This is a genomic window from Lewinella sp. LCG006 (assembly GCF_040784935.1).
Taxonomy (GTDB): Bacteria; Bacteroidota; Bacteroidia; order Chitinophagales; family Saprospiraceae; genus Lewinella.
Genome location: NZ_CP160680.1, coordinates 249,905 through 263,254, shown reverse-complemented (window position 1 = coordinate 263,254; position 13,350 = coordinate 249,905). Strand labels below are relative to the sequence as shown.

Below are 13,350 nucleotides of genomic sequence, written 5' to 3'. Positions count from 1 at the left end.
CCGCTTTGCGCCCAAAGCACTAATAACTCTCCTGAAAAAAGGCTCCATACCCTTCTACCGAGCGATTTCTCAATACTTCGCGGTAATTACTTTGGGTAATGGGAAAGACTTGGAAAGGCACTTCACTGGCATTGATGAAATCTGCTCCATTCTTTTGTATACCATCATAATAGGACATCGCAGCGTCCTTGTCTTTAAAGCGACGCAATACCAGCACGGGTACATCATTGCTCTGACCAAGGTAGACGTTGGAAATGCGCAGTTTATCTAGGTTGTGGTACTTACGATTGTAATCAGACACTTTGATCTTATTGGCATTGAGATCAATATCATCAGATTCAAAAACGATGATCACGTAATGAAGCTCATTGTCTGCCACCTGGAAGGCACCACTGGTCTCTTGGGTATTGCCTGGTAAGCTGGCTCCTGCACCACCCAATAAACGCAAGATTTCTTTGGCACGCGTTTCCTCGGGAGAGTCGGGATAGGTTGCAATGACCTTTTGCAATTCACTGATGTAAGCCTCTTTTCCTTCCGTATTACCGGTACTCATAGCGGTGAGCAGCGCATAACGTGGTTTCAGGGGGTGTTTGCCCACCAAGCGACCAGCATTGGTTTTAGATTTGGTGATAACCTCCTCGAATTGTCCGGCCTCAAAAAGCCGGTAAACCTCATCGTAATTACGGTTCAATTGGCGCTCTTCATCCATGAATTCCTGCGCGTAGTTGGGGTTAACCAAAATCTGACCGAAAGTAGACGTCGGATATTTCTGCAGGATTTTGTCCTTGTATACCTCGGCTTTTGCGCTATTGTTGAGGTCGGTATGTGCTAAGTAGAGATAATACCAGCTGTCGAGTTCGTGAAGATGTCCGGGAAAACGTTCGTTGAGTTCCTCCAGAATTTCCACACACTTCTGGTTGTTTTCCAGGCGATCGCGGTATAGGCGCCCCAATTCAAACATGGCCTTCTTGATCTGAAGACGGGCACCTTCTTGCGCCCCATTGTCTTTGGGGACATCGGCGAGAATCTTATCGATTTGTTCCTGGGTGAGCAGGTTGATGTCAATTTCCTCAATTTCTTCGGTCGAGCTGAAGCTGGCATCTGAGCGGTTGCTCCGTCGCCAGTTATCTTCCAGTGGTCGTTCACCCCAACGGCGGTTAAATTCCCGGGCACCGCGCTTCATGACACGTTCATCGTAGGCAAAGAAAGTGGATTCGTTGCGCAGGGCTGGCCCTGCTGATGGCGTTCCAGACATCGCTACTCGTGCGGTACCTGCAGGGTTGAATTTGTCGTTGGTATTACTGTCATTACTTCCTACGCCTTTGGCTTCGTAAAGTTTTTTAGCCAATTCTGCTTGTTCCTCCGGAGTCATTGTCGCAATCCTCAAGAGGCTGTCCTGAAGGGTAATGATTTCCAAGTTACGGGCAATATCTACCAGATTATTACGCAAGCGCTCGGTTTGTCCATAGCGTTCATCGCTGGGGCTCATTACGCTGAGTGCACTGTCGTAATAGACTTTTGCGGTGAGATAATCCTCTTTTGCATAATAGAGGTTGGCCAGGATGTAATACGCTTCGGCCTGTTGAGCCGTATTGGAACTGGGTACACTTAGGCTTTGCTCAAGGTAGGCTATTCCTTCGATTTCGTTACCCTGTGCCAGCTGAATACCTGCCATGGCAAAGTAAATCTGATCTTGGTAAAGTACGTTCTTTTCATCTTTGAGCATACGCTCCAGATTAGCGATGGCCTCGGTAGCAGAACCTTTACCCGATAAGTAGGCGTTTTGCGACATGTTCAGACGCGCAGCAAACTCCATAGGATAATTGGGTTTGAGCTTAACCACCTGCTCGTAGGCCGCATAAGCACCTTGGCTATTGCCTAATTTCTGATAAAGCTGTGCCTGAATGAAAGCATAGCGGGCCTTTTCTTCCTTATTGTTGGCACGGTCAACGGCTTCGTCTAATGCTTGGGCAGCAATGTCATAATCACCTTCCTTGATTGCCATGTGGGCCATTGCTACGGCAATTTCACTGCGTAAATCTTTGAAGGTCGCCGGATTTTTCTCCATCTGGTTCAAGATGCGGCGGGCGGCATTGTAGTTGTCTCTTTCGATGTAGGTACGCGCTAACCACAGCTGACCTTCCTGGTAAGCAGGGCGATGCTTGAGTTTATACTGGTCGGTATCGCCATTTGGATCTGTAGCAACGGGATCTTTGCCAAGGCGAACCATACCTACTGGAGGTAACTCATCAGTAGTCGTTGGCGTGGTTTTTTCGGGAGTGGGAGCAGGCGTTTCCGTTGCTGGTGCTGCTTCTGGATCCTTAGGAGGTGTTTTGCCTTGGCGGCGTGCTTTTTCTCTTTGCTTCTTACGTTTCTGTACTTCCCGGTTGTATTTTTTTCGTGCGCGTTGGCGCTGTTTGGTCGTCAGCGGTTTTTCACCTTCCAGACCTGCAGAGGTACTGGTGTTCTTGTTACCTCCTGACTTGCTGCGGGAACCCGATTTCCCACTGCGACCACTTTTCTTCTTTTGTTCTGCTTTAGCAGCCTCATCCTCGGGAGGGTACTCATTCAAGAGAAAACGAAAGGCCTTTTCTGCCCCTTCATAATCTTGTTTAAGATAAAGGGCCTTGCCCGCCAATAGGTAACAGTCGTCAGACCACTGGCTATAAGGATGGAGATTGATAACAATCGTTACTTTTTTAAGCGCCTCATCCACCTGCTCTGCGATAGCTTTAGGATTATCTACTTCGGTGTATTCGTAGATGTCCAGCAATTCAAGATAATTGTCTTGGTGTTGCTCCGCGAGTTGTAATTTTGATGCTTCAATGATCTCATTGGCGTTAAAATAGCCATTATAATGAGCCGTGGTATTGTGCCATAATTTCCCCACGGTCGATAGCTCTCCCTTCTTCTTTTGGGTAGTACACGCCGTGAGTACTACCAGGCTGATTGCTATCCAAAAGAGCTTGTTAATCTGTCTCAAGCCAAGTGATTTTTGTGATGGGCAAAGAATTATTCACTTATCTTTGCCAAGATTCTACAAAGGTATTTTTAATTGTCCATACTTCAAACCCTAAAGCAAGACGTTAAAGTCTCCGAACTGGCGATTTTAACGGTGGTATAGAAAATGCGTTCTAAGTGACGGAACAAAAATAACTTATTCCATTTTTGATTCGCTAAAATTTTCTAAGCAAGCAACTAAAAGGAGCTTGCGTGAAAATATTCGCGAATCATTGGAAAAAATGGAATAAGTTATTTCCGTCAAATTACTAAGTAAACGCACTGGAAGTAAGGAGAAGTATAGACAATTAAGTAATTTTTGTTCCGTCACTAACTGTTATTATGGAAGAATTAGAGGGAAAACAATCAATGAGTGCTTTGCAAAGGTGGCGGGCTAGCCTGAATAATCGTTACCGAATGTCGGTGATGAATGAAGACACTTTTGAAGAAGTACGTTCTTTTCAGCTTAGCTTAATGAATGTCTATCTCGCACTGAGTAGTATCGTGGTGCTGGTCGCATTGATTGTTGCGTTGTTGATAGCGTTTACGCCACTGAAAAAATACTTGCCTGGTTTTGGAGATGTAGTTGCTCGGGAAGAGTTGAAAGAGCTATCCAGTGAAATTACTTCGCTAGAGCGAGAACTGGAAGCTCAAACAGCTTATGCAGAGAGCTTTCGTAATCTTTTGCTAGGGAAATACCAGTCGGTTTTAGAGTCGCAAGAAGGAATTGACTCTTCTGCGCTTGAGAATCTTGAAAATATCGAGGAAGTGACCATTTCCGCCGAAGAAATGCAACTTCGCAGGGAGCAGGAGCTGGAATCCGTTGGTGCTGCCGCACGAAGTGCCCGTCAACAACCTATCTCCGGCAGTCGGGATATTCCTTTGGAACAGCTGTTCTTCGTGGCTCCGGTCCGGGGAGAGATTATTGGAAGATTCAAATTAAAAGAGAATCATAACGGCATCGATATTATTGCGGCTAAAGGAACAGCGATCAAGGCTGCCATGGATGGCTATGTTATTCTCTCTGATTACACCTACGATACGGGGTATACGATCGGCATCCAGCACCAAAATGGGGTGATCTCCTTTTACAAACACAATCAGGAATTACTCAAGGAGGTAGGCTCCTTTGTCAAGGGAGGCGAAGCCATCGCTATAATTGGTAATACAGGGCACCAGACAACAGGCCCCCACCTGCATTTTGAGTTGTGGTGGCACGGCGTTCCTGTTGATCCTGCGGATTATATTAGATTTTAATACAAAAGGTCGCAATTTTGACACTAGAAGGAAAGGTGTGTCTTTTTAAGACAACGGTAGTTTATTGATAGAATAAGGTTGTTTTTCTAGAAATGTCTTGTTTTTCCACCTGCTTTACGGGCGTTAGTTGGAGATGTATAGTTGTTTAGGTATTTTGTTTTTTCTTATATTTGTAAATCAAAGCTGTTTCCGTAAACGTCTTATCTGTATTTTTTCATGCTTTGAAACACTATAGTACAACACAACTTTGTCGATTTGATACATCGGCCTTTTTCCATCTGATAACAGGATAGGGTAACCAACGCTTGGTTAGACCTTCCGAACCAAACAATTTATAAACACAGAATTATGCGATACCTGGTATGGCTTAGTTTGGTGTGCGTACTATCAGCAGGAAAAAGTCAGGTTGGAAATGAGATTTTATTGAACAATGATCTCATTGCTACCCCTTCTGTTCAACGGACGTCGCTCCCCACTATTTGGCCTGAAAACAATTGTGATTTAGTTAATGGTTGCTACGCCATTATGCAGTTTGATGCAATGCCCTTGCCTGCTCGGAAATTGGAGTTGGCAGAGATCGGCATATCCTTTCATCGGTATTTGAATAACAATGCCTATCTGGTGAGCAATACCCAGCCGGAAGATTTTCTGTTGCCCGAGGATATACTCCAGGTTTTACCCCTCGAATCTCAGCATAAAAGGCCCAATGCTCCCCTGAATTTCGGTAGCGGTGAAGAAAACACCACCACTTATCGGCTCGTGGGCTTACCTTTTCCCGGAGTGAGCCTCCTAAAACTGGCACAGGCACTCGAAGATCAAGGGGCTTCTATTTTGTCTTTTCAGGACAAATGGTTGACCTACGAAATTTTGATTGACGACTTGCCCGATGTTCTAGCTTGCCCACTTTTGCAATACACGGAAGCGGCACCAGTAGCTCCAATTCCAGAAGGGCATATTGGGCGTTCAAGCAGCAGAATCATTCGCTCAATGATGGGCTTGCCCGACATGGGCGAAGGTATCGCCATTTCCATTGGTGATGATGGAGGAGTAGTACATCTCGATTTTCATGGTCGACTGATTGATCACACCCAGTACGATACGGGTAGCCATGCCGAAATGACTACTGGCATGATGGCTGGAGCCGGAAATATCGACCCCGCGGCGGCAGGGAGTGCCCCAGGAGCCACCATTCATCTTTTTGACATTGGCTCGTACACCCATGTAGACCTGGCACCACTTCATTTTGAGGATTTCGGGACGGCCATTACCTCTACTTCTTTTGGAGAAGGCTGTGGCGAGGTATATCAGCTTTCTACTGCAGAAATTGATGAGCAGGTCTATGAGAACCCCCAAATATTGCACGTGTTTTCTGCGGGTAATCACGGTGCCGACCCCTGTTATAATCCATACAGCTGGTTGGGGCCCACTCCAGGTGGCAACTATTACGCAACAATTACTGGTGGGCGGAAAGCAGGCAAAAATGTGCTTGCTATTGGTAACATAGACTGGACCGATGAGCTTCTTTCCAGTAGTAGCCGTGGCCCAACCCCTGATGGTCGTTTGAAGCCTGATCTCAGTGCTTTGGGACAAGATGATTATACTACCGGACCCAACAACACTTACCGCCAAAGCTCGGGTACTTCTGCTGCAGCACCCAATGTGGCTGGCGCACTGGGTATTCTCTACGGTTACTATCGTGAAACCCATAACAATGCTTATCCTTCCTCTGCCTTGATCAAGGCATTGGCCTTAAATACAGCAGACGACTTGGGCGTAGCTGGCCCTGATTTTCATTACGGATGGGGGCGTTTAAACGTCCGTAAGGCACTGGCCAGTTTACAGGCCCAAAATTATCGTCAGGAAGCCATTGCTCACCAACAATTGCAATCTTTTCAGTTGGCTATCCCCAGTGGTGCCCAACGCCTGAAAGTGATGTTGTACTGGCACGATCCTGCGGGTAGTGTGCTGAGTGCCAAGGCATTGGTGAATGACCTTGATTTGCGCGTAGAACACCCCAATGGCCAGCAGCAATTGCCTTGGATCCCCAGTTCCTTTCCTCACCTTGATAGCCTGGGAAGAGCGGCGCTACCTGGTGTAGATCGCCGTAACAATGTCGAGCAAGTTGTGATTAATCAGCCTGCTGCGGGGTATTACAACTTGATTGTAGAAGGTTTTGAAGTACCTCAAGGACCACAAACTTACTATCTGGTTTACGAAATAGAAATGTCTCCCATCGAACTACTTAGTCCCCAAGTAGGGGAGACGTTTGTACCGGGAGAATCTTCTTTAATTGTTTGGGACGCAATCAGCAACGGGCAGCCTATCTCGCTGGATGTTTCTTACAACAATGGTCAGAGCTGGACAGGTTTAGCGACAAACCTGGCACCTACCACCCGTTCTTACGCATGGCAAGTGCCTAATACACCTACCAGTCAGTTGAAGTTTCGACTTCGTCGTGGTAGTACGACCTTGATTTCTCAGCATTTAGGCGTTGTTTCAGGTGTCCCTGAATTTATCGTGGAATACCAGGATGCAAATACAGCCCTGGCGAGTTGGGAACCTGTCCCCGGCGCTGTAGCGTATAAAGTGTATCAGTTGGGAGATAAGTTCATGGAAATTGTTGGGAATACCTCCAGCTTGAGTTTTGAATTAGATGCTACCGTCGGTGAAAATTATTGGCATGCAGTAGCGCCAGTTTTTCCAAATGGACTGAGTGGTCGCCGAGCCAACGCACAGGAGTACGAGCATTTTGGTTGTGAAACAACGGTAACCCTGGCCTTACAATTTGACCGCTACCCAGGTGAAACCTCTTGGTACATCCTGGATGCTTCGGGAGCTATCAGAAACTCGGGGGGGCCTTATACAGGAACGCCAGCATTTAGTTATCGTGAAGAAACCATCTGTTTACCTGCTGGTTGCTTTACCTTGGTGGTGACCGATGCTTATAACGATGGCATGTGCTGTGCCAATGGTGATGGCTGGTTTTTACTCACCGATGGTTACGGTAACGAATTGGTGGCTGGTGGTGAATTTAATGCCATCAGTTATGATGTTTTCTGCCTTGAAGACAACGGTCCTCCACCGCTACAGGCATCAACGAGTATCGTTCAGGAGATTGATTGTGCAGGGGATAATACGGGCATTGTTGGTGTCAGTGTTACTGGAGGAAGTGGCTCGTACTCCTATCTTTGGAATACGGGATCTACTCAACCAACAATTGTTGGTCTAGGAACAGGCGTTTATTCAGTAGTCGTCAATGATGGTAATCAATCCATCACACGTACTATTGCACTTACAGCACCTGCACCACTACAATTCAGTTTTACAGTGACCCCAGCCATCTGTGCTCAAGGAAGCATTACATTAACGCCAAGTGGAGGCACAGCCCCCTATCAAATCACTTGGGCGGATGGAGCCGCAGGAGGGCTGCGGACCGGGCTCGCTGCCGGTGCGTATTACGCAGTGATTACCGATGCCAATGGTTGTTTTACAACCACTGAGATTAATGTACAAGGAGCTCCACCATTGACGATTACCCTTAATCCTCAATCTCCCAACTGCCAGTTTGCCAATAGCGGCAGCATTAGTGCCGCCGTTACTGGTGGAAGCGGAAATTACAGCTACAGCTGGAGTAATGGTGCGACCGGTAATCCTTTTATCGGCGGACTTTCTGCGGGCAACTATTCCCTTACGGTGACGGATGGCAACTGTACTTCCGTAGCTAATGCCCAGTTGGTGAACCCCGTTGGGCTTTCAGTATCAGCTACGAGTGCCGGCCCAAGTTGCCATAATGAACAAGATGGTTGGATCGCACTAGAGGTAAATACAGGTACCGCACCCTTCTTCTACTTTTGGGGTGATGGATCCCAAGATGCTATTCGTACGGGTTTGAGCAGCGGTGTGTATTTGGTGACGGTCACAGATGCAGCAGGGTGCAGTGCAGTGCGTGGTATTTCACTACAAAACCCTAGCGAATTGGAATTAAATGTCAACGTCACCCATGCGACCACAGGAGATAATGGGGCCATTGTGATTAATATCCATGGCGGAATAGCGCCTTACACAGTAACGTGGGAAAATGGTGCGCAGGGGCAATCACTTTTCAATCTTTCTCCAGGACTTTATACCGCCTATGTTACCGACCAAAATGGTTGTATGAGCAGTACGGAGGTTTGGGTCAATGATGAAAGTACCGATGGCCCGGGCTTGGTGTATTGTGAATCGCAAGGAGCCAATACGAATTATGAATGGATCAACGCCATTTTTGTTAACGGAAGTAACTACGCCAGCGGAGATGATGATGGTTATGGAGATTATACCTCAATCGTCTTGCCCTTGCAGAAAAATGCTACACATCAACTGACGTTGGTTCCTGGTTATGCCAGTACCAATTACAATGAGTATTGGAAAGTATGGATTGATTATAACCGTGATGGTGATTTTGCTGATCCAGGCGAAGAGATTGTATCCATCGGGCCAAATGCCGGACCGGTCACGGCTCAATTCACACCTCCAAATAATGTCCAAGGGACGACCAGGATGAGGGTTTCCATGCGTTACGGCAGTCCTGCCACCTACTGTGCAAACATCAATTATGGAGAAGTAGAGGACTATACGATTGAATGGATGGAAGGTGAAAATGCGAATAACGGGAATAACAACTTTCAGGTTGCTACCGGTAGCTCTCCTTCAAGTACAAATGAGGCTGCTAGATGGATGGCATTCCCCAATCCTACGGCGGGTGATATCCAACTAAGTGGTTGGACGAAGACGGAAGAAGAGGTGGAAATTCGCTTGCTGGATGCGCATGGTCGTGTCATCAGCAAGGATAGCCGATGGTTGGCTGGCGGTCATTTTACGATGCCTGTTATCCTGGCTTTCTTGCCTTCAGGAAACTACCAGGTCATGATCGTTGGAGAAAAATGGCAGGAAACCCTCCGTATATTTAAGTACTGATTCGTAAAAGGAACAAGTCTTCCGGCAATTTTAACGAATGCATCAGCCCGAACATAAATCGGCAGAAAAACGCTAGTGTGATCAGTTGGAAGGCACTTCGAAAGTGCCTTCCAACTTTCTTGTTATAGTGCATCAGGCACTGCAATCAGTTAGAGGGCACTTCAAAAGTGCCTTCCAACTTTCTTGATCTAGGCCTTTTCCAGGTACTGCGCATATGCTTTGGTGAATTTCTCCACTTTTGGGCGACTTACCCGCTGAATGTACGGATTCTCAGGATGCTGTGGGTAGTAGTTTTGGTGGTATTCCTCGGCCAGGTAAAAGGTTCCTGCGGCGGTAATTTCTGTAGCAATCGGGCGGTCGTACTTGCCGGAATTATTGAGTTTTTCCTGGTAAGCGCGGGCCTTGTTGACTTGCTCTTCGTTGAGGTAAAACACGCCAGAGCGGTATTGGGTGCCTACATCAGGTCCTTGCCGATTGATTTGCGTAGGATCATGACTGGCATAGAAAAACTCCAACAATAGATCATAGGAAACCACTGCTGGATCAAAATACACGACCACAGCCTCGGCGTAGCCCGTAGTACCCGTACCGATGGAATTGTAAGTCGGATGAATCGATTCGTCTCCACCAACATAGCCGGAATAAACACCTTTTACGCCTTTTACGTGCTGGAACACTTCTTCGGTGCACCAAAAGCAACCGCTGGCAAAAATGGCTTGGCTGTAGGATTCCATCGCTCTATCCAGTTGGGCTTCAGCCAAGGTAGGGGTACTGGAAGCGCTATAAGATGGAGCAGGTTCATCCGTAGCAGGTGATGCTTCCTTCGCGGCCGTTGTTTGTGAAGTAGAGGGGTTACAGGCCAGCAAAAGGAAGGAAAATAGGAACAAAAGATACGTAGGTTTCATAATTGCATTTTTTTTGGAATGCAATTGTAACAATAAGTTAATATGTAAAGATTATTCTTTATGGTAATAATGACCGCACAAGGACAGTTTAGAGGCTTGTCGCAAAATTGTTGCAATACGGTTACCTTTGTAGTTTGACGGAAATAAACCGAAAGCTGTTTCACTTATTTTTTCTCCGTCTCTTTGAAGCCAAACAGCAATAAAGTTATCTCGATGATTATTTTCCGTATGAAGAATGCATTTATAAAGATTATACTACTGCTTTTACTGCTTGTTTTTTCCATCGTAGTTGAAGGGCAGTCGGTGGTCCCCACGATAGGGGTACCGACTTTTGTTAGCAATGTAGAAATGGGAGAGGGTAGCTTGCTTTTGCTCGGAGAAGCTGCGGAGCGCGGCCTGACGGAGAACGAAGGCTTTCGTGTGGTGGATCGTCGCCGTTTGGATGCTGTTTTTATGGCCCGCGAGGAGGTGCGCCACGAGGATTATCTGGCCAGCGACCGGGAAAGTATTGCTGCGTTGGGAGCAGATTATTTGCTCGTAGGGCGGGTGCTGAGCCGACAGCTTGATCCCCGCCAAGGTCGATCTCCAGAGGGGTTTCCCACCAAAACGGTAAGTCTTCGGTACCTGTTAAGAATCAGTTTGCTGGATGTGCGTACCGGCCAGTTGATTAAAGCAGAAAATGCCCAGTTGGAAGGTTTTCTCAGTACCCAAGCCGGTGAGCCGGAAATGGATGCTCCCTTGGAGAATCTGATTGCCCAGGTAGAGCGCAAAGCGGCGGCCCAGCTGTCGAAGCAGGTGAGAAGGTTTGTTATGCGAGCTTTCCAGGGAGGAATGCAAGTAGTCGATGTTTTGCACGAAAGTCGTAATAAGATCAACGAAGTACTGGTCGCTACCACCATGCCTAATTTTTCTGGCCAGGAACTTAAGGTGTACATCAATGAATACTACCTGGTAAGTGGCGATACACTGGCCCGCCCAGTGATTTTAGGAGAAGCAAGGATTCAGCGCCAGGAAGATCGCTTCCTGGAATGTAAAATATTGAGAGGATCTACCCAATTATATGAGGCTCGAGAGCAAGGGCATGTACTCTATGCCGTGCCCGGTGATCAAAAGTCGCACTGGTTGACGAAGATGATATTTTTTGGACTAGTGGATTAGGTGGTGGTGTTCGTCCTGAGGGGTCGGGATTCGCGGCAGTGCTCGTTTCACTCGCAGTGGTGCCGACGGCGTCGGCGGTAGCCGCGCTAGCCGCGAGGAACGAGCACCCCCGCGATTCCGATTTTATCGGAAGAGCAGCCCCGCGAGGAAAACGAGCACTCCCTGGTAATTGCAGACATAAAACCAAAAACACTCGAAACCAGACAGGCTGCCAAAGAAGTCTTAATTAAAATAAACAATGAGAAAATACACGCTGTTAATTTTTACGCTTTTCCTGTTTTTTCAAGATAGCTTTTCCCAGACGGAGCCCCGGTTGGACAGCATGCCCGGTTACCAGCCTACTATAATGGTGATTCCGTTTGCTAAAGAAGGCGAAGATTGGCGACAGCAACTAGAGCAAGATAAAGTCATGTTAACGGCAGTGACGGCGGTACGGGAAGGGTTTGCAACTGCGGGCTATAGCACTGTTGACTTGCGAGCCCGCTTGCGGCAGTTGGCCAATGATCAGACCATCGAATGGGGCAACCTCACCAGTGTGAAACAGGAGGTGATAGAGCTATCGGGAGCGGATATCTACGTAGAGGTAGAACCGATCATCAATAACTCTTACAATGGCAGTACTGGAGGGCTTATCATGACCGCCTACGATGCTGTTTCTGGGGTGTCGCTAGCCAATCACACCTCTCATTCGCCCAGTTTTTATACCAAACAGTATGAGCGTTTGGTGCAACGTGCCGCAGAAGAGGGGCTCCTCGAATTTATCCCTCAGATAACGGCAAGTTTTCATGATATGCTGATGGCTGGTCGGGTGTTGGCCCTCAATATCACGCTGGCCCCATCGGTAAGTTATGACCTTGATAGCCCCGTAAGTGGGAGCGACCTGCTGTTGGCCGAAGTGATTGCCAACTGGTTGGGAGAAAATACCCTACGTGGCCAATACCACCTGCAAGGGATGACGGCCACGAAAATGATCGTCGATCAGTTGAGAGTACCTTATTTGCACCCCACTAATGGGCAGCCCTACCGCGCTTACCGATTTGCCGTAAAACTTCGCAACTTCCTCCGTGAATTGGGTTACGACTGTGAACGAGATGTGCAGGGGAACAAAATATTCATTACGCTTAACTAGCTAATTATGCGTTTATTCTTAATTTTTATCCTATCAGCAAGTTGTTTCCTGAACGGAACTACCCAAGATATTCCTCTACAGCTGCGCTTCGCTAAAAGTGTAAGTGCAGATGTGGAGCAACGCCTGATACCCGCTTTGCAGCGCAAAGGTGCGCTATTGGATAGTCTTTCTGGCGTACTGCTGGAGGCCGAATTGGTACTCGTCCGTGAAGGGCAAATGGAGGGTATGCGTACGCGTTTTGTCGCCGCTTATGATTTACTGGTAGGTTTGAGATTAAGCGGCAGCGACCAGGTGATTAGCACCGCGAGTGCATCCTTACAGGCGACAGGCAATACGCTCGACGATGCCCGCCGGAATGCGCTCCGGCAATTGACCAGTGGAAGTGCAGCCATCCATCGCCTTTTGGAAACCTTGAATACCGATTACCAGCATGCCTTTGTCAGCAACTGCAACGACTTGTTAGCCACGGCAGCTCAACAAGCAGAAAGGGGCAATTTGCTCACCGCCCTCGCCATCGCAGATGCTATGCCGATGGCCTCTCCGTGTTATGCTCAGGCCCGCGCTAGTCGTACAAGCTATTATCTGGATTACCAGGCAGCCTCTTGTACGGAGCATCTGGAAATGGCCCGTCAGCAATTGGCACTGGAAATGCCCAAAGCTGCCCTTGATGAAATTGGGAAAATAGATCCTGCATCGGATTGCGCTCCCACGGCTCGCCAACTGGTAGAAAAAGCTGCCGCTCAACTGAAGGATCAGCAGTCGCGCAAGGCGCAGTTTCTTAGGCAGGTTTACCAAAACCAGGTGCAGATTGAACAGGCCCGCAATACCATCATCTCCGACCTGGTGAGGGAGTGATTTTTGAACCAACAAACCATCCATTTTTAAAGTCGGTTCCGATAGCTATCGGAAGGAAGTCGGAATTATTTACGCACCTCGCAACCCAAC

7 protein-coding genes are annotated in these 13,350 nt (G+C 47.6%); 5 read left to right on the top strand and 2 right to left on the bottom strand.

What is annotated here, in order from left to right:
- Nucleotides 1-19 precede the first annotated feature (19 nt).
- The gene (locus AB0L18_RS00865; protein WP_367390698.1) at nucleotides 20-2,983 is read right to left on the bottom strand and encodes a tetratricopeptide repeat protein; all 2,964 of its coding nucleotides are present in this window, start codon (nucleotides 2,981-2,983) and stop codon (nucleotides 20-22) included.
- A 359-nt stretch (nucleotides 2,984-3,342) separates the two neighbouring features.
- Here AB0L18_RS00865 and AB0L18_RS00860 point away from each other — a divergent pair, with 359 nt between their 5' ends.
- Nucleotides 3,343-4,257, top strand: a complete 915-nt coding sequence (locus tag AB0L18_RS00860; RefSeq protein WP_367390697.1) for a M23 family metallopeptidase — start codon at nucleotides 3,343-3,345, stop codon at nucleotides 4,255-4,257.
- A gap of 348 nt (nucleotides 4,258-4,605) precedes the next feature.
- On the top strand, nucleotides 4,606-9,213 hold the full coding sequence (locus AB0L18_RS00855; RefSeq protein WP_367390696.1) for a S8 family serine peptidase: 4,608 nt from the start codon (nucleotides 4,606-4,608) through the stop codon (nucleotides 9,211-9,213).
- Between the two features lie 188 nt (nucleotides 9,214-9,401).
- Here the strand turns inward: AB0L18_RS00855 and msrA are convergent, their stop codons facing one another.
- Nucleotides 9,402-10,118 carry a peptide-methionine (S)-S-oxide reductase MsrA gene (gene msrA / locus AB0L18_RS00850; RefSeq protein ID WP_367390695.1) on the bottom strand — a complete coding sequence of 239 codons (717 nt, stop codon included), beginning with the start codon at nucleotides 10,116-10,118 and terminating at the stop codon, nucleotides 9,402-9,404.
- A 228-nt stretch (nucleotides 10,119-10,346) separates the two neighbouring features.
- Between msrA and AB0L18_RS00845 the strand changes: the two genes are divergently transcribed.
- The 3 genes from AB0L18_RS00845 (at nucleotide 10,347) to AB0L18_RS00835 (ending at nucleotide 13,260) form a co-directional block, all read left to right on the top strand.
- Entirely contained in the window at nucleotides 10,347-11,276 is a 930-nt protein-coding gene (locus tag AB0L18_RS00845; RefSeq protein ID WP_367390694.1) for a hypothetical protein, read from the top strand.
- Between the two features lie 238 nt (nucleotides 11,277-11,514).
- Nucleotides 11,515-12,405: a DUF6175 family protein gene (locus tag AB0L18_RS00840; protein WP_367390693.1), complete on the top strand. Its 891-nt coding sequence runs from the start codon at nucleotides 11,515-11,517 to the stop codon at nucleotides 12,403-12,405.
- Between the two features lie 6 nt (nucleotides 12,406-12,411).
- The gene (locus AB0L18_RS00835) at nucleotides 12,412-13,260 is read left to right on the top strand and encodes a hypothetical protein (protein ID WP_367390692.1); all 849 of its coding nucleotides are present in this window, start codon (nucleotides 12,412-12,414) and stop codon (nucleotides 13,258-13,260) included.
- Nucleotides 13,261-13,350 lie beyond the last annotated feature (90 nt).

Coding starts and splice junctions, on each gene's coding strand:
- AB0L18_RS00860 (WP_367390697.1), top strand. CDS start 3,343: ATGGAAGAATTAGAGGGAAAACAATCAATGAGTGCTTTGCAAAGGTGG.
- AB0L18_RS00855 (WP_367390696.1), top strand. CDS start 4,606: ATGCGATACCTGGTATGGCTTAGTTTGGTGTGCGTACTATCAGCAGGA.
- msrA (WP_367390695.1), bottom strand. CDS start 10,118: ATGAAACCTACGTATCTTTTGTTCCTATTTTCCTTCCTTTTGCTGGCC.
- AB0L18_RS00845 (WP_367390694.1), top strand. CDS start 10,347: ATGAAGAATGCATTTATAAAGATTATACTACTGCTTTTACTGCTTGTT.
- AB0L18_RS00840 (WP_367390693.1), top strand. CDS start 11,515: ATGAGAAAATACACGCTGTTAATTTTTACGCTTTTCCTGTTTTTTCAA.
- AB0L18_RS00835 (WP_367390692.1), top strand. CDS start 12,412: ATGCGTTTATTCTTAATTTTTATCCTATCAGCAAGTTGTTTCCTGAAC.